At 74.0% G+C, this 19,150-nt stretch carries 20 protein-coding genes; 18 read left to right on the forward strand and 2 right to left on the reverse strand.

Annotation, left to right across the window (positions count from 1 at the left end):
- Window positions 1-77 precede the first annotated feature (77 nt).
- The 12 genes from ACQPZP_RS24125 to ACQPZP_RS24180 all read left to right on the forward strand — a co-directional run bounded on the left by ACQPZP_RS24125 (window position 78) and on the right by ACQPZP_RS24180 (window position 13,299).
- Window positions 78-1,775 (forward strand): phosphoheptose isomerase, encoded by a 1,698-nt coding sequence (locus tag ACQPZP_RS24125; RefSeq protein WP_433471989.1) that lies wholly within the window; start codon window positions 78-80, stop codon window positions 1,773-1,775.
- Window positions 1,772-3,388, forward strand: coding sequence for a glucose-6-phosphate isomerase (locus tag ACQPZP_RS24130; RefSeq protein ID WP_433471990.1), 1,617 nt, complete (start codon window positions 1,772-1,774; stop codon window positions 3,386-3,388). The genes ACQPZP_RS24125 and ACQPZP_RS24130 overlap by 4 nt, the downstream gene beginning before the upstream one ends.
- A gap of 130 nt (window positions 3,389-3,518) precedes the next feature.
- The gene (zwf, locus tag ACQPZP_RS24135; RefSeq protein ID WP_433461543.1) at window positions 3,519-5,045 is read left to right on the forward strand and encodes a glucose-6-phosphate dehydrogenase; all 1,527 of its coding nucleotides are present in this window, start codon (window positions 3,519-3,521) and stop codon (window positions 5,043-5,045) included.
- Window positions 5,046-5,065: 20 nt separating this feature from the next.
- Window positions 5,066-6,133, forward strand: coding sequence for a glucose-6-phosphate dehydrogenase assembly protein OpcA (opcA, locus tag ACQPZP_RS24140; protein WP_433471991.1), 1,068 nt, complete (start codon window positions 5,066-5,068; stop codon window positions 6,131-6,133).
- Window positions 6,130-6,888 carry a 6-phosphogluconolactonase gene (gene pgl, locus ACQPZP_RS24145; protein WP_433471992.1) on the forward strand — a complete coding sequence of 253 codons (759 nt, stop codon included), beginning with the start codon at window positions 6,130-6,132 and terminating at the stop codon, window positions 6,886-6,888. The genes opcA and pgl overlap by 4 nt, the downstream gene beginning before the upstream one ends.
- 158 nt (window positions 6,889-7,046) lie before the next feature.
- Window positions 7,047-8,255: an Ig-like domain-containing protein gene (locus ACQPZP_RS24150; protein WP_433471993.1), complete on the forward strand. Its 1,209-nt coding sequence runs from the start codon at window positions 7,047-7,049 to the stop codon at window positions 8,253-8,255.
- 45 nt (window positions 8,256-8,300) lie between these two features.
- A complete protein-coding gene (locus ACQPZP_RS24155) occupies window positions 8,301-8,633 on the forward strand; it encodes a cupin domain-containing protein (RefSeq protein WP_433461547.1) in 333 nt (110 codons plus the stop codon).
- An 88-nt stretch (window positions 8,634-8,721) separates the two neighbouring features.
- Window positions 8,722-9,267: a TetR/AcrR family transcriptional regulator gene (locus tag ACQPZP_RS24160; protein ID WP_433471994.1), complete on the forward strand. Its 546-nt coding sequence runs from the start codon at window positions 8,722-8,724 to the stop codon at window positions 9,265-9,267.
- Between the two features lie 74 nt (window positions 9,268-9,341).
- Complete coding sequence (locus tag ACQPZP_RS24165) at window positions 9,342-10,862, forward strand: DHA2 family efflux MFS transporter permease subunit (RefSeq protein WP_433471995.1); 1,521 nt, start codon at window positions 9,342-9,344, stop codon at window positions 10,860-10,862.
- 119 nt (window positions 10,863-10,981) lie between these two features.
- Window positions 10,982-12,184, forward strand: a complete 1,203-nt coding sequence (locus ACQPZP_RS24170) for a sensor histidine kinase (protein WP_433471996.1) — start codon at window positions 10,982-10,984, stop codon at window positions 12,182-12,184.
- Window positions 12,165-12,593 carry a pyridoxamine 5'-phosphate oxidase family protein gene (locus ACQPZP_RS24175; protein ID WP_433471997.1) on the forward strand — a complete coding sequence of 143 codons (429 nt, stop codon included), beginning with the start codon at window positions 12,165-12,167 and terminating at the stop codon, window positions 12,591-12,593. The genes ACQPZP_RS24170 and ACQPZP_RS24175 overlap by 20 nt, the downstream gene beginning before the upstream one ends.
- 40 nt (window positions 12,594-12,633) lie before the next feature.
- Entirely contained in the window at window positions 12,634-13,299 is a 666-nt protein-coding gene (locus ACQPZP_RS24180) for a response regulator transcription factor (RefSeq protein WP_433471998.1), read from the forward strand.
- On the opposite strand, the gene ACQPZP_RS24185 is transcribed toward ACQPZP_RS24180, so the two are convergent.
- Window positions 13,296-14,780, reverse strand: a complete 1,485-nt coding sequence (locus ACQPZP_RS24185) for an MDR family MFS transporter (protein ID WP_433471999.1) — start codon at window positions 14,778-14,780, stop codon at window positions 13,296-13,298. The genes ACQPZP_RS24180 and ACQPZP_RS24185 overlap by 4 nt on opposite strands.
- Before the next feature lie 104 nt (window positions 14,781-14,884).
- Here ACQPZP_RS24185 and ACQPZP_RS24190 point away from each other — a divergent pair, with 104 nt between their 5' ends.
- Window positions 14,885-15,340, forward strand: coding sequence for a MarR family winged helix-turn-helix transcriptional regulator (locus tag ACQPZP_RS24190; protein WP_433472000.1), 456 nt, complete (start codon window positions 14,885-14,887; stop codon window positions 15,338-15,340).
- A gap of 37 nt (window positions 15,341-15,377) precedes the next feature.
- Here the strand turns inward: ACQPZP_RS24190 and ACQPZP_RS24195 are convergent, their stop codons facing one another.
- Entirely contained in the window at window positions 15,378-15,821 is a 444-nt protein-coding gene (locus ACQPZP_RS24195) for a hypothetical protein (protein WP_433472001.1), read from the reverse strand.
- A gap of 84 nt (window positions 15,822-15,905) precedes the next feature.
- Here ACQPZP_RS24195 and ACQPZP_RS24200 point away from each other — a divergent pair, with 84 nt between their 5' ends.
- The 5 genes from ACQPZP_RS24200 to ACQPZP_RS24220 all read left to right on the forward strand — a co-directional run bounded on the left by ACQPZP_RS24200 (window position 15,906) and on the right by ACQPZP_RS24220 (window position 19,150).
- Window positions 15,906-16,229, forward strand: coding sequence for a PadR family transcriptional regulator (locus tag ACQPZP_RS24200; RefSeq protein ID WP_433472002.1), 324 nt, complete (start codon window positions 15,906-15,908; stop codon window positions 16,227-16,229).
- Entirely contained in the window at window positions 16,226-16,891 is a 666-nt protein-coding gene (locus ACQPZP_RS24205; protein ID WP_433472003.1) for a permease prefix domain 1-containing protein, read from the forward strand. Before ACQPZP_RS24200 ends, ACQPZP_RS24205 begins: the two co-directional genes overlap by 4 nt.
- A gap of 139 nt (window positions 16,892-17,030) precedes the next feature.
- Entirely contained in the window at window positions 17,031-18,176 is a 1,146-nt protein-coding gene (locus ACQPZP_RS24210) for a sensor histidine kinase (RefSeq protein ID WP_433472004.1), read from the forward strand.
- Window positions 18,173-18,847, forward strand: coding sequence for a response regulator transcription factor (locus ACQPZP_RS24215; RefSeq protein WP_433472005.1), 675 nt, complete (start codon window positions 18,173-18,175; stop codon window positions 18,845-18,847). Before ACQPZP_RS24210 ends, ACQPZP_RS24215 begins: the two co-directional genes overlap by 4 nt.
- A 90-nt stretch (window positions 18,848-18,937) precedes the next feature.
- A complete protein-coding gene (locus tag ACQPZP_RS24220) occupies window positions 18,938-19,150 on the forward strand; it encodes a hypothetical protein (RefSeq protein WP_433472006.1) in 213 nt (70 codons plus the stop codon).

Raw genomic sequence — 19,150 nt, forward strand, 5'->3', positions numbered from 1 at the left:
ACGCGACCAAGAAGATCGATGGAGATGGTCGCGAATGCCCTTTCTCTCCTGAAACGATGGGGGGCGGGAGGGTAACGGTGTCCGGATTCGACGTACTGACGCGCGGCGACGTGCTCGACTCGGCGTTGCAGGCGAGGGACTACCTCGTCAGCTGCGGCGTCCCCGGCGCGCTGGCCGCCAAGGACCCCCGGCTGTGGGGGCGGCGGGCGGTCGACCACAGCCGGCTGGGCTGGCTCGATCTGCCCTTCGCCTCCCGCGGGCTGCTGAACCAGCTGGGCGGCCTGGTCTCGGAGGCCCGGTACTCGGGCCTCGACCACATCGTGCTGATCGGCGTCGGCGCGGAGAGCCTCGCGGCGCAGGCCGTGATGGAGGCGCAGACGCCCGCGCTGGCCGGCGCCGCCGGCGGTACGGGCGCCGCCGGGCCCGAGCGGCCGGCCGGCGAGCTGACCGTGCTGGACGGCGGCGACACCGCGGCGCTCGCGTTCGCGATGGAGCGGCTCGACCGTACGCTGGTCGTGCTGGCCAGCAAGGCGGGCGTGTCCCTGGAGGGCGACGCCTACCGCCGGATCTTCTCGGCGGCGTTCCGTGAGCGGGGCCTGTCGGAGCGGGAGATCGCGAGCCGGTTCCTGGTCATCACCGACCACGGCAGCCCGCTGCACGACTTCGCCCGGCAGTGCGGCTACCGGATCGGGCTGACCGACCCGTACCTGCCCGGCCACTACGGCGCCCTGTCGGCGTACGGGCTCGTCCCGGCCGTGCTGGCGGGCGCGGACGCCGACCGGCTGCTGGACGAGGCGGCGTCGCTGGTGCCGTCGCTGGCCAAGGACGAGGACAACCCGGGGCTGCTGCTCGGCGCGGTCCTCGGCGGCTGCGCACAGCAGGGCCCGGGCGGCCTCGCCCGCGACAAGGTCCTGCTGCGGGAGCCGGGCGGACCGGGCGCGCTGAGCGCCTGGATCTCCCAGCTGCTCGCGGTCGGCACCGGCAAGCGGGGCCGCGGCGTGCTGGCGTTCGAGCCGCCCGGCGGGCGCGGCGACTTCCCCGACGTGCACGGCGTCTCGATCAACCCGCGGTCGGCGGCGCAGGACGAGTCCGACACCTCCGTGTGGGCGCCGCTCGGCGCGCAGTTCCTGCTGTGGGAGTACGCGACGGCGGTGGCCGGCTGGCTGCTCGGCGTGAACCCGTTCGAGGCGGGCAGCACGGTCGTGCAGGAGGCCGAGGACGACGCGGCGACGCTGCTGCGCACGGCCGGCGGCGGCCCGCTGACGGCGGAGCGGCCGGTGTACGTCGAGGACGGCATCGAGGTGCACGCCGACTTCCCCTGGCCGCCCGGCGCCGAGCTGCAGACCGTCCTCGGCGGGCTGGTCGCCTCCGTGCCGTCCGACGGATACCTGTCGGTGATGACGTACCTGTCGGGCGACTTCTCCGGCCGCTACCTCGCGCCGTCGCTGGCGCGCGCGTCGGGGCGCCCCGTCGCCTACGGGCCGGGGCCCGGCTACCCGCACGCGACCGGGCCGGTGCACAAGGACGGCCCGGGCAACGGCGCGTTCCTGATCATCACCGGCGATCCGGCGCCGGGGGACGAGCTCGCGGCGCATCCCGTCCCCGGCCGCCCCTACAGCCTGGCGGAGCTGCAGATCGCGCGTGCCCTCGGCGAGCTGCGGGCGCTCCGCGAGCGGAGGCTGCCGGTGATCCGGCTGCACCTGCGCGACCCGGTCGAGGGCGCGGGCCGGCTGACCGAGGCGGTCCGCGCGGTGGCGGGGGCGCGCAGACCGTGAGCTTCACCGCGGTCGTCTCGGGGGAGACGGCCATCACCGCCCGCGGGCCGCTCAAGGAGGACGCCGAGCGGGTCCTCGGCCGGCTGTGGATCGACCAGGTGCCGGTCCGGCTCGCCTCCGAGGACGCGTCGCTGTGGCCGGCGGCAGCCACCGCCGGGGTGGAGGGCCGCCCGCTGTGCTGGCCGGGCCAGCCGGGTCCCGGCCGCGCGGTGCTGGACCGTGCCGAAGAGCTGCGCGCCCAGGCCCGCGAGGACGGGCTGACCGACGTCGTGCTGCTCGGCGGCGGCGCCCCGGCCTGCGCCGCCGAGCTGATCGCCCGGGCGCACCGCCCCGCCGCGCCGGACGGGGACGGCGCGCCGCTCCTCGTCCTGGACGGCCCGGAGCCGGGGCCGCTGCTGCGCATCCGGGAGGACCCGGAACGGCTGGACCGGACGATGGTCGTGGTCACCGGCGACGACCCGGGCACCGAGACGCTCCGCCGGGTGTTCGCGGAGGCGCTGCGGGACCGCGGCCTGTCCCCCGCCGGGGTCGCACGGCGGTTCGTGACGGTCGCCGAGCCGCGCGCGGCGGCCGCCAAGCAGGCGACGGAGGAGGGGCATCCGCTGGTGGAGGCGCCGGCCGCCACGGCGTTCGGCGCGCTGTCCCCCTACGCGCTGGTGCCCGCCGCGCTGGCCGGCGCCGACATGGCGACGCTGCTGGACGAGGCCACCGCGGTGCTGCCGTCGCTGACCCGGCCGGAGAACAACCCGGGCCTCGTCCTCGGCGCCATCCTCGGCGGCGCCGTCCGCGCCGGGCGGCGGACGGCCGTGCTCGGCGGCTACCCGGCGGCGCTGCCGGGCATCGCCCGCTGGGTGTCGCTGCTGCTCGACGAGACGACCCGCGGCCGGCTGACGCCGATCGTCCAGGACGGCGGGCTGCCGCTGGTTCCCGCCGACGATCTGTTCCTGGTGACGTTCGACGGCCGCCCCCACCAGGACGACGCCACCGTCGCCGGGCCGCTCGCCGCGCAGCTCGTCGTGTGGGAGTACGCCGCCGCCGTCGCGTCCTACCTGCTGGAGGCCGATCCGCTGGCCCCGGTGGCACGTCCCGCGCCGATGACCCTGGACGACGGGACGGGCGAGCCGCTGTTCGCCGACGGCGACCACGGCCGGGCCGTCGAGGTGCACACGACGGTCCCGGCGCTCGCGGACACGTCCGGCCTCACCGAACTGCTGGACGCGCTGGCCGCCCGGGTCGGCCCGGACGAGCACCTCGCGCTCCTCGCCTACCTGGACCCCGACGAGGCGCGCGGCCAGGGCGCGCAGGTGCGCCGGCTGGCCGCGCTGCTCGCCGCCCGCTGCGGCCGCCCGGTCAAGCTCGGCTGGGGCGCGCCGCCGCCCGCGATCGGGAATGATCATCCGGATGCGGGCGTATACCTGTTGGTGACCGGGAACGTCGTCCGCGACGTGCCGGTGCCGGGCCGCCACCACCGGCTCGGCATGCTGCAGCTCGCGCGGGCGCTCGGGGACGCCCGCGACGCGCGGGCGGCGGGCCGCCCGGTGGTGCGGCTGCATCTGCAGAACCGCTGGGCGGGGCTCACCCGGCTGCTCGACTGCGCCAGAGGAGAGAGATGAGCGCCCCCGCCGGGGGCTGGAAACCGTGGCCGGACAGGGGGCGACTCCCGGTTGGGGCCCGCGATACGAGTTGGGGCAGGATGCTTGCAGCAGTAGTCGAAGAAGGCGCAGTGCGATCAGAGGGGGCCACGTGACCAACACAGCCAATCCGCTCCGCGACCCGCGGGACAAGCGCCTGCCGCGGGTGGCCGGGCCGTGCGTGCTCGTGCTGTTCGGGGTCACCGGGGACCTGTCGCGCAAGAAGCTCCTCCCGGCGATCTACGACCTGGCGAACCGGGGGCTGCTGCCGCCGGGCTTCTCCCTGGTGGGCTTCGCCCGGCGCGACTGGGAGAACGAGGACTTCCGCCAGATCGCCTACGAGGCGGTGAAGGCGCACGCGCGGACCCCGTTCCGCGAGGACGTGTGGACGCACCTGTCGGAGGGCATGCACTTCGTCCCCGGCGAGTTCGGCGACCCGGGCGCGTTCGACGCGCTGTCGATGGCGGTCAAGGAGCTGGACGACAGCCGCGGCACCGGCGGCAACTACGCGTTCTACCTGTCGATCCCCCCGAAGGCGTTCCCTCAGGTGGTGGAGCAGCTGCAGCGCAGCGGCCTCGCCGACCGCAAGGAGGGCTCCTGGCGCCGGGTCGTCATCGAGAAGCCGTTCGGCCGCGACCTGAAGACCGCCCTGGAACTGAACGACACCGTGCACCGCGTCTTCCCCGAGGAGTCGATCTTCCGGATCGACCACTACCTCGGCAAGGAGACGGTGCAGAACATCCTGGCGCTGCGGTTCGCCAACACGATGTTCGAGCCGATCTGGAACCGCTCGTTCGTCGACCACGTGCAGATCACGATGGCCGAGGACATCGGGATCGGCGGCCGCGCCGGGTACTACGACGGCATCGGGGCCGCCCGCGACGTCATCCAGAACCATCTGCTGCAGCTGCTGGCGCTGACCGCGATGGAGGAGCCGACGTCGTTCCGCGCCGACGCCGTCCGCGCGGAGAAGGCCAAGATCCTCTCCTCGGTGCGGGTGGCGGGCGACCTGGCCGAGTCCACCGCGCGGGGCCAGTACGCGTCGGGCTGGCAGGGCGGCGTGAACGTCCGGGGCTACCTGGAGGAGGACGGCATCCCGGCCGACTCCCGCACCGAGACCTACGCCGCGGTCAAGCTGGAGATCGACAACCGCCGCTGGGCGGGCGTCCCGTTCTACCTGCGCACCGGCAAGCGGCTCAGCCGCCGGGTGACGGAGGTGGCGATGGTGTTCCAGCAGGCGCCGCACCTGCCGTTCTCGCACACCGACACCGAGGAGCTCGGGCAGAACGCGCTGGTGATGCGGGTGCAGCCGGACGAGGGCATCACGGTCCGGTTCGGCTCGAAGGTGCCCGGCACCTCGATGGAGATCCGCGACGTCAACATGGACTTCGCCTACGGCGAGTCGTTCACCGAAGCCTCGCCGGAGGCCTACGAGCGGCTGCTGCTGGACGTGCTGATCGGCGACCCGCCGCTGTTCCCGCGGCAGGAGGAGGTCGAGCTGTCCTGGAAGATCCTCGACCCGATCGAGGAGTACTGGGCGAGCCGCGGCGGTCTCGACCAGTACAAGTCCGGCGGCTACGGACCCGACAGCGCCGACGAGCTGATGGCGCGCGACGGCCGCACCTGGCGGCGGCTCTAGATGAACAGAGGCTCTGAGAGATGAACATCGATCTGACCGGCACGACCACCCGCAAGATCCAGGACGCGCTGACCCAGTCCCGGCATCTGATGGGCGGCCCGGCCGTCGGCATGGTGCTCACACTGATCATCGTGACGGACGAGTCGGCGCAGTACGACGCGGTCCGCGCGGCGACGGAGGCGGCGCGCGAGCACCCCTGCCGGGTGCTCACCGTCATCTCCCGCGATCCGCGCGGCAGCTCCTCGCGGCTGGACGCCGAGATCCGGATGGGCGAGACCGGCCCGGGCGAGACGGTGCTGCTGCGCATGTACGGGCCGCTCGCCGAGCACGCCGACTCGGTCGTCGTGCCGCTGCTGATGCCCGACACCCCGGTGGTGACGTGGTGGCCGGGCGGCAAGGTGCCGAAGGTGCCCGCCCAGGACGCGCTCGGCCGGCTGGCGCAGCGCCGGGTCACCGACTCCTACGCCGCCCGCGACCGGCTCGGCACCCTCGCCCAGCTCGCCGAGGGATACCGGCCGGGCGACACCGACTTCACCTGGACCCGGCTGACCTCGTGGCGGTCGCTGCTGGCCGCCGCGCTCGACCAGGACCACGACGAGATCACGGCCGGCGAGGTGATGGCCGAACCGGACTCCCCGAGCGCGGAGCTGCTGGCGGCATGGCTGTCGATCCGGCTCGGCGTCCCGGTGGACCGGACGGTCTCCGAGGGACCCGGCATCACCGGCGTGCGGCTGGCGACGACCGGCGGCGACATCGTCATCGACCGCCCGGACGGGCGGGTCGCGACGCTGTGCCGCCCCGGCCAGCCCGACCGGCAGGTGTCGCTGATGCGCCGCCCGATGGCCGAGCTGCTGGCCGAGGAGCTGCGGCGGCTCGACCCCGACGAGGTCTACCGCGAGGCCGCCGCGCGGTTCGCCAAGGACCTCGCGGGCGGGTCGGAGAAGCCGGGCGTGGCGCGCGAGCCGGTGTCGGCGACGGCCGGCGCCGCGAAGACCGCGCCCGCCAAGAAGGAGGCGGCCAAGCCGTCCCGGTCCCGGTCGTCGTCCGGGCCGGCGAAGCGGCCGCGCGGCAAGTCGGGGGACGCGTGACTCCCCCGCCGGCGGTGCTGGTGCACCGCGACAAGGACGTCCTCGCGCAGGCCGTCGCGGCGCGGCTCGTGACGCGGATCGCCGACGCCCAGGCGGAGCGCGGGTCGGCGTCGGTCGTGCTGACCGGCGGCGGGGTCGGCACCGCGGTGCTCGCCGCGCTGGCCGCCACCGGCGCGCGCGACGCGATCGACTGGGGCCGCCTCGACGTGTGGTGGGGCGACGAGCGCTTCCTGCCCGCCGGCGACCCGGAGCGCAACGAGACCGGGGCGCGGGCGGCGCTGCTCGACCACGTACCGCTCGACCCGGTGCGGGTGCATCCGATGCCGGCGACGGACGGGCCGGACGGCGACGACCCGGAGGCCGCGGCCGAACGGTACGCCGCCGAACTGCGGGCCGCCGCGCCGGACGCGGGCCCGGTGCCGGCATTCGACGTGCTGATGCTGGGCGTGGGGCCGGACGCGCACGTGGCGTCGCTGTTCCCGGAGATGCCGGCGCTGCACGACGAGGGCGCGGTGGTGGCGGTCCACGGCGCCCCGAAGCCGCCGCCGACCCGGATCTCGCTGACGTTCCCGTCACTGCGGGCCGCGGACGAGGTGTGGGTGCTGGCGTCGGGTGAGTCGAAGGCCAAGGCCGTCCGGCTGGGGCTGTCACCGGACACGCCGCGCACGCAGGCCCCGTGCTCGGGGGCCCGCGGCCGGCGGCGGACCCTCTTCCTGCTGGACCGGGCCGCCGCCTCGGAGCTCCCGCCCGGCTGACTCCGGGCTGCGCGAGGTACGGACCGGCTCCCGAAGCGATGGGAGCCGGTCCGTCCGCTTGGCGGACGGGCGGAATGTTGCGCATGTTGGGTCTTTTGCCGGGAACCGTGCATACCCTGGCGAAGGGATTACCCCCGTCGAGCGTGAGGAGTTCTCTGGTGCTCAAGGGTCGGGCAGGGACGGCGAGTGCGGCGATTCTCGGGGCGGTGGCGATCGCCGCCGCGGGCTGCTCGTCCGGCGGCGGCGACGGCGGCAAGGGCGGGGACGGCGGCGGCAAGGCCGCCGACGCGGTGAAGCTGGCCATCACCCCCGCGACCGGCTCCAAGGAGGCCGCCCCTGACCGGCCCGTCACCGTCACCGCCGACAACGGCAAGCTGACCAGCGTGACCCTCACCTACGGCAAGAAGAACACCAAGGCGGAGGGCACTCTCGCTCCGGACGGGAAGTCGTGGAAGTCGTCGTGGACACTGCGGCCGTCCACGACGTACACGGTCACCGCGCAGGGCACCGGGGACGGCGGCAAGCCGGTCACCACGACGTCCACGTTCACGACGCTGACACCGAAGAAGAAGCTGGAGAGCGGCATGTCGCCGCTGGACGGCGAGAACGTCGGCGTCGGCATGCCCGTGCAGCTGCTGCTGTCCAAGCCCGTCAGCACCAAGGCCGGCAAGGCGGCGGTGGAGAAGGCCCTTGAGGTTCGCATGTCCAAGCCGGTCGAGGGCGCCTGGTACTGGATCAGCGACAAGGAAGTGGACTTCCGGCCCCACGAGTACTGGCCGTCCGGGCAGAAGGTGAAGGTCGTCGCGCACCTGGCGGGGCTGAAGGCCGGCGAGGGCATGTACGGGACGAAGGACCGCAGCGTCAGCTTCACCGTGGGGCCACGGCACGTCACCACCATCGACGCCAAGAAGCACCGTGCGACGGTGACCGACGGCGGCAAGACGGTCCGGACGATGAAGGTCAGCCTCGGCAAGCCGGGACACGACAGCTACAGCGGGACGATGATCGCCCAGGAGAAGGCGGCGAACATCATCATGGACTCCGCCACGACCGGCGACCCCGGCGAGTACCGGATCCCCACCAAGTGGAACGTCCGCCTCACCTACAGCGGGACGTTCGTCCACTCGGCCCCGTGGTCGACCGACTCGCAGGGCAACGACAACGTCAGCCACGGGTGCGTGAACGCGTCCCCTTCGGACGCCAAGTGGTTCTACAACTTCACCAACCGGGGCGACATCGTGAAGGTGACGGGCACCACGCGGCAGTTGCAGTTCGGGAACGGGCCGACGCCGTGGGCCAAATCGTGGGACGCCTGGCTGAAGGGCAGCGCGACGGGCAAGCCGGTCATGGGCACGCCCCTCAAGTGACCCGGCTCACGTGCCGTCACGAGCGTCACTGGCAGACTTGGCCGCATGCAGAAGCTCTCGTTGGACGCACAGGTACGGGACCACCTGAAGCGCGCCGCCGCGGCCTCGACCGGGCGCAGCGCCGAGACCGTCTACGGCGGACATGAGCACGTCCTGCGCCAGACCCTCATCGCCCTGACGTCGGGGACGACGCTGGCCGAGCACGAGAATCCCGGCGAGGCGACGGTCCTCGTGCTGCGCGGGCGGGTGCGGCTGCTGTCGGGCGAGAACTCCTGGGACGGGATGTCCGGCGATCTGCTGATCGTCCCGGATGCGCGGCACAGCCTGGAGGCCGTGGAGGACGCCGCCGTCCTGCTCACCGTCGCCAAGCCCGGCTGACCGCTCCGGGCGTCACCTCCTCGCCGGAGCGCACACTCCTGGAAGACGGGGGTTGACAGATTTTGATTGGTGTATCAATAATTAGGCCATGACGACAGGCCGAGGGACGACGAAGCGGGGTACGCGCAGGCCCACCGCGGAGGAGCGCCGCGAGCAGGTGCTCGAAGCCGGGATCAGCGTGTTCGCCGAGTTCGGGTACCACGCCACGAAGACCGCCGACATCGCCAAGCGGGCCGGCATCTCCCAGCCGTACATCTACGCCCTGTTCGACGACAAGAAGACCCTGTTCCTCGCCTGCCTGCAGCGCGTGCGCGAGCAGATCCGGGACGCGTTCACCGAGGCCTGGCGGCCCGGCGACACACCCGAGCAGTCGCTCATGGCCCTGGGCCGCAACTACCACAAGGTCCTCGCCAACCCCGACGCTCCGCGCTGCCAGTTGCAGGGGCACGCCGCGTCCGCCGACCCCGAGATCCGCGCGTTCATGCGCCGCGGCTTCATGGAGGCCTCCGACATGGTCATGGAGATGACCGGGGCCGACCGCGCGACGGTCGTCCGGTTCATGGCCGCCGGCAACCTGCTGAACCTCGGCACGGTGCTCGGGCTTCCGCCCGAGTACACGCACATGACCCCCTGACCCGTCCCGTCCGGCCGCGGACGGGATCTTTTCCGGCCATTTATTTATAGGTCTATCAATCACAAGGAGTCCCGATGTCCTCCCCCACCGCCCTTGACGCGCCGAAGAGCGCATCGGCGGCCGCACAGGCCACCGCTTCCCATCCCCGCCGCTGGTTCACGCTGGCCGTGCTCTGCCTGTCGCTGCTCGTGATCGTCGTCGACACGACGATCGTCAATGTCGCGATCCCCACCCTGGCGTCCTCGCTCGGTGCGAGCGCCGGCGCGCTGGCCTGGATCGTCGACTCCTACACCCTCGTCTTCGCCGCCCTGCTGCTGCCCGCCGGAACCCTCGGCGACCGGTTCGGCCGGCACCGGGCGCTCGCCGCCGGGATGCTCGTCTTCGGCGCCGGATCGCTCGGCGCGGCGATGTCGGCCACCGCCGGCCAGCTGATCGCGGCCCGCGCGGTCATGGGCGCCGGCGCCGCGCTGATCATGCCCGCCACGCTGGCGCTGCTGACCGCCGTGTTCACCGACCCGCGCGAACGGGCCCGGGCGATCGGCCTCTGGTCGGCGGTGAGCGGTGTCGGCGTCGCGATCGGCCCGACCGCCGGCGGCTGGCTGCTCCAGCACTACTCGTGGAGCGCGATCTTCGCGGTGAACCTGCCGGTCGTGCTCGTCGCGCTGGCCGCCGGCCGGTTCTTCGTGCCCGCCTCGGCGGCGCCGCACCGGCCGCGGATCGACATGGCGGGCGCCGTCCTCGCCGCCGCGGGCCTGGGCTCGCTCACCTACGCGGTCATCCAGGCCGGCGAGAGCGGCTGGACCTCGTCCGGGACGCTGCTGCGGTTCGCGATCGCGATCGTCCTGCTGGCGGTCTTCGGTGTGTCGCAGGTCCGCGGCGACCACCCGATGCTCGACCTGGGCCTGTTCCGGGACGGCCGGTTCACCGCCGCCGCGATGTCGGTGACGGCGCTGTTCTTCGGGCTCGCCGGGATCACGTTCGTGGTCACCCAGATCTACCAGTTCGTCCTCGGCTACTCGCCACTGGAGGCCGGTGTCCGGTCGCTGCCCGGCGCGCTCGCCCTGACCGTCGCGTCGCCGGCCGGCACCCGGCTCGCCGCCCGCTTCGGGATCCGCACCGCGATGACGGCCGGGCTGCTGGCCGCCGCCGCGGGGCTGGGGTTCTTCGCGACCGCGTCCGGCGGCACCGGCTACGTCCACTACATGATCGCCTCGATCGTGCTGTGCGCCGGGATCGGGCTGACCATGGCCCCCGCCACCCAGTCGGTCATGTCGTCGCTGCCGCCCGCCAAGACCGGGATCGGGTCGGCGGTCAGCAACACCACCCGCAACCTCGGCACCGTCCTCGGCGTCGCGGTGGTCGGCAGCATCGCCGCCACCACGTACTCCGGCGGCATGCCGGAGGGTCCGGCGGGCGAGTCGATCGGCGCCGCCGCCGGGATCGCGCAGCACCTGCCCGGCCCCGCCGCGCAGTCCCTGCGCGAGAGCGCCGCCCAGGCGTTCGTCCACGGCGCCGACCTCGGCGTCCTGGTCACAGCCGCCGTCATCCTGGTCACCGCCGCGCTGTCCGTCCGGTACCTGCCCGGCCGCCGCTGAGATACCCCGCCGGAGGGCCGCGCGCACACCGCGCGGCCCTCCGGTGTGCCTACCAAAGTCGATGCGCCGCCGACCTCGGGATGCTTTCCCGGCCGGAGCGCATGGCTACCGTTGGGCGGGTGAACCTCAGGCGATCGTGGCGCGACTGGCTCGGCGACGTGGCCGTCACCACGGCGGCGGTGCTGCTCGGCCTGCTGATGCTCCAGGCGTCGCTGAACGACTTCCCCGAGGACTCCAAGACCGCGATCCCCCGCGACATCGCGATCGGCGTGGTGTCCTGGATCGTCATGCTGCTGTGGCGGCGCCGGTATCCGGTCGCCATCGCCCTGGTGATGACCGCGGGCCAGCTGACGGCCTCGACCGTGCTCGGCACCGCCATGGCCGCGGTGTTCTCCGTCGCGATGCTCCGGCCCTGGCGGACGAGCGTCCCGGTCGCCGCCACGACCGCGCTGACGGTCCTCGGGCTGTTCTGGCTCGCGCCGCTTTCCGAGCGCGAGTTCCGGGAGGGCATCGTCGCGTTCGGCCTGCTGCACGTGGCGCTCCTGTCCACCGGAATGCTGGTCCGGTCCCGGCGGCAGCTCATCGCGTCGCTGCGGGAGCGCGCCCGTGCCGCCGAGACCGAGCAGCGGCTGCGGGTCGAGGAGGCCCGGCTGCTGGAGCGGGAGCGGATCGCCCGCGAGATGCACGACGTCCTCGCGCACCGGATCTCGCTGCTGGCCGTGCACGCGGGGGCGCTGGAGTTCCGCCCGGACGCGCCCGCCGAGCAGCGCGAGGCCGCCGGGATCATCCGGCAGAGCGCCTACGAGGCGATGGAGGACCTGCGCGAGGTGATCGGCGTGCTGCGCGACGACTCGCCGGGCGCCGAGCCCGAGCGTCCGCAGCCGACGCTCGCCGACGTCGCCGGGCTCGTCCGGGAGTCGCGGCGCGCCGGCGCCGAGGTCACGCTGGAGAACGGCGTGCCCGACGCGGCGTCGGTCCCGTCCCGTGTCGGGCGGCATGCCTACCGGATCGTCCAGGAAGGGCTGACGAACGCCCGCAAGCACGCGCCGGGCGCGCACGTCCTGGTGTCGCTGGGCGCCGGGGCCGACCTGGACATCGAGATCGTCAACGCGCTGCCGCCCGGTCCGCCCGCGCGCCCCCTGCCCGGGTCCGGGGCCGGGCTCGTCGGCCTCGCCGAGCGGGTGGCGCTGCTCGGCGGGACGCTGGAGCACGGCCGCACCGGCGACGGCCGGTTCCGGCTGCGCGCCCGGCTCCCGCTGGAGGTCGCGCATGGCGCCGGGGCCGCGGGGAAGGGTGATACGCATGGCAGCGAACTCCTCTGACCGGCCCCTGCTGGAGGAACTGGACCGCGCCGAGTGCCTGCGGCTCATCGGCGGCGGCAGCATCGGCCGGATCGCGTTCGACGACGGCGAGGGCCCCACGGTCATCCCGGTGAACTACGCCGTCGACGGGGACTCGGTGATCTTCCGGACGTCCTCGTCCGGGCGGCTGAACCGCAGCCTGCTGACGTCCGTGGCCGGCGGGGACGTCCGGGCGGCGTTCCAGGTCGACCGGTTCGACGAGTCGAACCACGAGGGCTGGAGTGTGCTGCTGCGCGGCGGGGCCCACCACATGTCGGCGGAGGAGAAGGCGAAGGTCCCGCAGGTCGACTCGTGGCCGGGCGGCGACCGCGAGGCGTGGTTCCGGCTGGCGGCGATGGACGTCACCGGCCGACGCCTGCACCGGCCCTGACGCACGGGACCGAGGGGGTTGCGGGCCGTAGGGTTGCGGAATGGACTCCCCTCCCGTGCGCGTGCTGATCGTGGACGACGACGCGCTCGTCCGCGCCGGACTGTCGATGATGCTGTCGAGCGCCGAGGACCTGGACGTTGTCGGCGACGTCGCCGACGGCGCCGAGGTCGTCGCCGCCGTCAACCAGCACCGCCCCGACGTCGTCCTGATGGACATCCGGATGCCCCGGCTCGACGGCCTCGCGGCGACGGAGCTGCTGCGCGGCCGCCGCGAGCCGCCGGAGATCATCATCCTGACGACGTTCGACACCGACGACCACATCGCTCGCGCCATGCGGGCCGGCGCGAGCGGCTTCCTGCTGAAGCACACCCCGCCGCCGGAGATCGTCCGTGCGATCCGGCAGGTCGCGGCCGGTGAGCCGATGATGTCACCGGCCGTGCTGCGCAAGATGATGTCCTACGTGGCCGACAGCGGCGTCGACCCTCGCCAGGCCCGGGCCCGCGAACTGCTCGCCCGGCTGACCGACGGCGAGCGGGCGGTGGCCGCGCTGGTCGGACGCGGCCGGACCAACAGCGAGATCGGCCGGGAGCTGTCGCTGAGCGTCGCCACCGTGAAGGCGTACGTGTCGCGCCTGCTGACGAAGCTGGACCTGAACAACCGCGTCCAGATCGCGCTGCTCGTCCACGACGCCGCCCTCGACGACTAGTCCTCCCGCCCGCCGGACGTGAGAGGGACGTGCCGGAGGAGCAGCGCCGCCGCGAGTCCCGCGGCGAGGACGGGCAGGGCCACGAGGAACAGGGTGGAGAACGCGTCCGCGAACGCTTCGGCGACGCCGTCCCGCACCGGCGCGGGGAGCGTGTCGAGCACCTCGGGGCGGACGGCGTCGTCGAACGCGGGGACCTGCCCGGCCGGGACGCGCCGCCCGACCTCCTCGGCGAACCGGTTCGCCACGATGGCGCCGAAGACCGCCATCCCGGCCGCCGTGCCGAGCATCCGGGTCGCGAACACGCCCGAGCTGGCCGCCCCCAGGTCCGCGCGCGGCGCCGCGTTCTGCGCGATCAGCATGACGACCTGCTGCGACAGCCCGGCCCCGAACCCGAGCACGGCCATGTAGCAGCCGGCGGTGAACAGCCCGGTCCCGGCGTCCATGCTCGCCAGGAGCGCCACGCCGGCCGCGCTGACCGCCATGCTCGCGGCGGGCAGCCGGTGGTAGCGCCCGGTCCGGTGGATGTACCGTCCGGCGGCCATCGAGGCGGCCACCAGGGCGGCCATCATCGGCAGGAGCAGCAGGCCCGATCTGGTCGCCCCCACTCCCCCGACGACCTGGAAGAACATCGGCAGGTAGGTGGCGAGGCCGAATCCCGTCGCCCCGCCGACGGCCGCGATGACGCAGGCGACGCCGAACGAGCGGTCGCGGAAGAGGCGCGGCGGGATCACCGGCTCGGCGGCCGTCCGCTCGGCGAGCGCCCATGCCGCGAAGAGCACCGCCGACCCCGCCGCCAGCGCGAGGACGACGGGCGAGCCCCACGCGTACCGCGTCCCGGCCCAGCTGGTGAACAGCGTGAAGCAGGTGACCGCCGCGCCGAGCAGGACGATGCCCGGGTAGTCGATCCGCGGCCTGCCGTCCGGTCTCGGCAGCCGCAGGAACAGCACCGTCGTGGCGGTGGCGGCGAGGCCGAGGGGCAGGTTGACGTAGAAGACCCACCGCCATGAGGCGTGGTCGGTGAGGAACCCGCCGGCCAGCGGGCCGGCGATGCTGGACACCGCGAAGATCAGCGCCGAGTACCCCTGGTACTTCGCGCGCTCGCGGGGCTCGAACAGGTCTCCGGTGAGCGCGAACATCGAGCTCATCAGGCATCCGGCGGCGGCGCCCTGCACGACGCGGAACACGATCAGCCAGGTCATGGTGGGCGCCGCCCCGCACGCCGCCGACCCGGCCATGAACCCAAGGAGCCCGATCAGCAGGATCGGGCGCCGCCCGAACAGGTCGCCGAGGCGTCCCGACAGCGGGACGGTGACGCTGGTGGCCAGCACGTACCCCGTCGACACCCAGGCGAGCCGGCCGAGCCCGCCGAGGTCCCCGACGATCGCCGGCAGCGCGGTGCCGAGGACCGTCGCGTCCAGCGAGGACATCAGCCCGGCGAGCATCAGCCCGGCGAAGACCAGCAGCCGGTGCCGGCGGCTCATCGGCGGCATCGTCGCAACCATGTGCACCTCACATTCCTATGCTTAAGACATATAGATGCTAAACACAGGCGGATGAGCGGCGCAAGCTAGCTAGACTTGCCGCCATGAACCGGGAGGCACTGGACACAGTCGAGCGGAGCATGGTCAGGCTGCGGCGCGGCATGGCGCGGCAGCGGCTGGGCAAGGCGGCGATCCGGGACCACAACCTCCCCGTGGACGTCCAGGTCCTGCACGTCGTGGACGTCGTCGACGAGGGCCCCGACCGGCCCGGCGAGGAGATGAGCGTGGGGCTGGTGGCCGCCCGCCTCGGCGTCGACGCCTCGCGCGGCAGCCGGATCGTCGCCGAGGCGGTCAAGTCCGGCTACATCCGCCGCGTCGCGTCCCAGGAGGACGGCCGCCGCATCCACCTGGAGCTCACCGACGCCGGCCGGGCGGTCGTCGACGCCACCCGCCGGACGCGGCAGGAGCACTTCGCCAAGGCCATGCGGGACTGGACGGACGAGGAGCGCGCGGAGTTCGCCCGCCTCCTCGCCCGCTTCGTCCACACCTACGAGGGCTGACCCTCCCGGGCGGCGAGCCGCCGCGGGGAGCGCGCGCTCAGGCTCCCGTGGTCGAGCCGGGACGGACGATCATGAGAACGACGACGATCGCCCACAGCAGGTTGAACACGCCCGTGAGACCGGCCAGCCGCGCCACCGCCCCGGCCGGGACGTCCTCCCCCGGCGAAAGGGCGAGCAGCCGCCGCTGCCCGGGCAGGATCGCCAGCGCGAGGACGCCCGCGGCGATCGCGGTCAGCACGATCGACGCGATCAGCCACGCGTCGGTGAGCACGCCCATCTTCGCGCCGGTCGCGAACCCGAAGGCGGGGACTGCGGCACCGACGACCGTGTAGCCCCGGCAGACGCGGTGCAGGAACGCGGTCGTCCCGTCGCCCGGCTTCGCCTCGCGCGCGTACCGGGGGAACACCGACGCGGCGACGGCGATCGGCCCGATCGCCAGGATCGCCGCGAGCACGTGCACGGACAGCAGCACCTTGGTCATAACCCGTCTCCCATGTCTTCCTCCCTATGTATTGGCTGCCAATAGGTACTATGCCTACACCAATTTTGTGTAGGCTGCCTACTCATGAGGGCGGACGCGGTGCGCGGACATCTGGACGGCCTGCTGCTGGCCGTGCTGGAGCCGGGGCCCCTGCACGGTTACGCGATCATCGCCGCGGTCCAGCGCCGCAGCGGCGGGGCGCTGGAGCTGCGCACGGGCACGATCTACCCGACCCTGCAGCGGCTGGAGCGGCTCGGGCTGCTGCGCAGCGCCTGGGACGCGGTCGGCGAGCGGCGGCGGCGCAGCTACGAGCTGACCGACGCGGGGCGGCGGGCCCTGGCCGACGAGCGCGCGGCCTGGCGGGAGTTCACCGCCGCGATCGGCTCCGTCCTGAACCCGGCGACATGAGCGCCCGCATCGGCGAGGCCGACCCGGCCGAGGAGTACGCCGCCGCCCTGGCGGACGCCCTGCGCGGCCCGGCGCGCGCCAAGTCCCGGATGGTCGAGGAGATCCGCGACGGATTCGCGGACACCGTGGCCGCCCACACCGACCAGGGGCTGCCTTATGAGCAGGCCGTCCGCAGGGCCGTGCACGAGTTCGGCGCCGCCGACGAGCTGGTCCCGGCCTGCCAGCGGGAGCTGACGATCGCCCAGACCCGGCGCACCGGCCGCGCCGCGGCCCTGACCGTCCCCTTCCTGGCCGGCTGCTGGCTGCTGATCTGGACGTCCGGGCTCGACCGCGGCTGGCCGATGCGGCTGCTGGGCGTCCACCTCGCCTGCGTCGCCGCCACCGCCGGCCTGCTCGCCGCGGCGACGCTGGCCGCGACGGGCCCGATCGCCCGCCGGCTGCCCGTGCCGTCCCGGCTTCCCCTGACGGTCGCCTGGACCGGGACCGCCTCCGCCGTGGCCATGGCCGTGGCCGCGCTCGCCCTGGTCGCCGCCGCCGCGCTGGCCGGCGACTGGCCGCTCATGGTGCTCTCCGGCGGGTTCGCGGCCGCCTCGCACGCCGTGGTCGCGGCCTCCTCCCGTGCCTGCCGGGAGTGCGCCCGGCTCCCGGCGTCCGCTGCCTGACCGGGCGGGCACCGGCCGCGCGTCACCCCCGGGTTGCGGGTTAGGACCGTCCGCCTACACCTCCGGTTGCGGGTCCGGCCCAGGGCGTTGGGCCGCGCGGAGGACGGTCCGGACGGGCCCGCCCGTCTAGGCTGATCACATGGGTGGTCGCGGTGGTCCCCGCGCTCCGCGCGGCCGGGTCCGGGACGCGGCCCTGGCCGGCGGCGCGCTGCTGGTGGTGCCCGCCAGCAGCCTGAAGTCGCTCGTCGCCGCCTCGGCGGAGCCCTGGACGGCCACGGCGTTCAGCTGGACGCTGATCTTTCTCGCCTGCGGGGCGCTGTACTTCGGCCGCCGGTATCCGGTGACCGTCGCCGCGTTCGTCCTCGTGACCACCGCCGTCTACTACGTCACCAGCGTCCATGACGGCGGACTGATGATCGCGGTCATCGTGGCGCTCTACCTCGTGGCGGCCGCCGGCCGGCTCCAGGCGGCCGTCGTCCTCGCCGCCCTCACCGTGATCTGCACCGGCACCGGCACGCTGCTCGGGAACAAGGACGTCAACGGCGTCGCCCTCTTCATGCTGACCGGCTGGGTCGTGGCCATGGTCGCGCTGGGCTGGGTGCGGTACAGCCGCCTGGCCTACCTGCGGGAGGCCGAGCGCAGCGCCGCCGGCGAGGAGCGGCTCCGCATCGCCCGCGAACTGCACGACGTCGTCGGGCACCACCTCTCGCTCATCAACGTCCAGGCCGGGACGTCACTGCACCGTTTCCACCGGGACCCCGCGCAGGGCGAGGCCGCGCTCACAGCCATCAAGGAGTCGAGCCGGGAGGCGCTGCGCGACCTCCGCGCCACGCTCGGGGTGCTCCGGCAGGCCGACGAGGAGGCGCCGACCGCCCCGGCCCCCGGCCTCGACCGGATCGGCGAGCTGATCGGGTCGGCGCGGTCGGCGGGGCTCACCGTGCACAGCCGTCTCGCCGGGGCGGCGGACGCGCCCACCGAGGTCGGCCTGGCCGCCTACCGGATCGTCCAGGAGTCCCTCACCAACGTGTCGCGGCACGCCTCGGCCGCGGAGGTCACCGTCAGCGTGGAGCACGGACCGGGCGAGCTTCGCATCGAGGTCGCCGACGACGGCCCCGGCCAGGGCGTCTCCCCCGGCGCGCCGGGGAGCGGGCTGGACGGCATGCGGGAGCGGGCCCGCGCGCTGGGCGGCGAGCTGACCGCGGGCCCCGGGCCGGGCGGCGGCTTCCTCGTCCGGGCCCGGCTGCCGTACCCGGCCCCGGGCCGGACCGGGGCGGTAGTCCGATGATCAAGGTCCTGCTGGCCGACGACCAGGGCCTCGTCCGCGCCGGTTTCCGCTCCATCCTCGACGACGAGGACGACATCACCGTGACCGGCGAGGCCGCCGACGGCGAGCGGGCCGTGGCCGCCTGCCGCGAACTGCGCCCGGACGTGGCGCTGCTCGACGTCCGGATGCCCCGGATGGACGGGCTGGAGGCCGCCCGCAGGATCACCGCCGACCCGCGGCTGGACGGCGTCCACGTCGTCATCCTGACCACGTTCGACCTGGACGAGTACGTGTACGGCGCACTGCGCGCCGGCGCCACCGGCTTCCTGCTGAAGGACACCGACCCGGCCGAGCTGATCCACGCCGTGCGGGTCGCGGCGCGGGGGGACGCGCTGATCACCCCGTCCGTCACCCGCCGGCTGATCGGCGAGTTCGCCGGGCGGGTCGACGCGCCCGAGCCCGGGCCCCGGCTGAAGGCCCTCACCCACCGCGAGCGCGAGGTCATGCTCCTCGTCGCCGGCGGGCTGAGCAACGACGAGATCGCCGCACGGCTCGTCCTCAGCTCCGCCACCGTCAAGTCGCACGTCAGCCGCATCATGGCGAAGGCCGGCGCGCGCGACCGCGCCCAGCTGGTCGTCATGGCCTACGAGTCGGGCATGGTCAACCCCCGCTGGATGCGACCCGGGAGGTAGCCGGCCCGCCCGCCCCGCAACCCGCGGGGTGGCCCGGATGCCCGCCCGGGGCCGATGCCCGGCGGCACACCGCGACCCGACGCTTCAGGCATGAACATCACGGGCGCCTTCATCGGGTTCTTCGTCGGCGGGGCCGCGGGCTTCCTGCTGACCGAGACCGTCGGCGCGTTCTTCACCTTCGTCCTGGACCGCGCGCTCGACGTGGACGGCACCCCCGTCCTGCTCGCCGCCTTCGTCGTCGTGCCGATCCTGTCCGCCGTGTCGGGCGCCGTCGCCGGCGCCCGCTTCGGGAACCGAGGTTGA

It is taken from the genome of Spirillospora sp. CA-142024, from assembly GCF_050942325.1.
Taxonomy (GTDB): Bacteria; Actinomycetota; Actinomycetes; order Streptosporangiales; family Streptosporangiaceae; genus Spirillospora.

What these genes read in the sequence shown, in the direction of transcription:
- ACQPZP_RS24205 (WP_433472003.1), top strand. Translation starts at nt 16,226, where the DNA reads ATGAGCGCCCGCATCGGCGAGGCCGACCCGGCCGAGGAGTACGCCGCC.
- ACQPZP_RS24210 (WP_433472004.1), top strand. Translation starts at nt 17,031, where the DNA reads ATGGGTGGTCGCGGTGGTCCCCGCGCTCCGCGCGGCCGGGTCCGGGAC.
- ACQPZP_RS24155 (WP_433461547.1), top strand. Translation starts at nt 8,301, where the DNA reads ATGCAGAAGCTCTCGTTGGACGCACAGGTACGGGACCACCTGAAGCGC.
- ACQPZP_RS24220 (WP_433472006.1), top strand. Translation starts at nt 18,938, where the DNA reads ATGAACATCACGGGCGCCTTCATCGGGTTCTTCGTCGGCGGGGCCGCG.
- ACQPZP_RS24180 (WP_433471998.1), top strand. Translation starts at nt 12,634, where the DNA reads ATGGACTCCCCTCCCGTGCGCGTGCTGATCGTGGACGACGACGCGCTC.
- ACQPZP_RS24215 (WP_433472005.1), top strand. Translation starts at nt 18,173, where the DNA reads ATGATCAAGGTCCTGCTGGCCGACGACCAGGGCCTCGTCCGCGCCGGT.
- ACQPZP_RS24185 (WP_433471999.1), bottom strand. Translation starts at nt 14,780, where the DNA reads ATGAGCCGCCGGCACCGGCTGCTGGTCTTCGCCGGGCTGATGCTCGCC.
- ACQPZP_RS24160 (WP_433471994.1), top strand. Translation starts at nt 8,722, where the DNA reads ATGACGACAGGCCGAGGGACGACGAAGCGGGGTACGCGCAGGCCCACC.
- ACQPZP_RS24175 (WP_433471997.1), top strand. Translation starts at nt 12,165, where the DNA reads ATGGCAGCGAACTCCTCTGACCGGCCCCTGCTGGAGGAACTGGACCGC.
- ACQPZP_RS24195 (WP_433472001.1), bottom strand. Translation starts at nt 15,821, where the DNA reads ATGACCAAGGTGCTGCTGTCCGTGCACGTGCTCGCGGCGATCCTGGCG.
- opcA (WP_433471991.1), top strand. Translation starts at nt 5,066, where the DNA reads ATGAACATCGATCTGACCGGCACGACCACCCGCAAGATCCAGGACGCG.
- ACQPZP_RS24200 (WP_433472002.1), top strand. Translation starts at nt 15,906, where the DNA reads ATGAGGGCGGACGCGGTGCGCGGACATCTGGACGGCCTGCTGCTGGCC.
- ACQPZP_RS24190 (WP_433472000.1), top strand. Translation starts at nt 14,885, where the DNA reads ATGAACCGGGAGGCACTGGACACAGTCGAGCGGAGCATGGTCAGGCTG.
- ACQPZP_RS24165 (WP_433471995.1), top strand. Translation starts at nt 9,342, where the DNA reads ATGTCCTCCCCCACCGCCCTTGACGCGCCGAAGAGCGCATCGGCGGCC.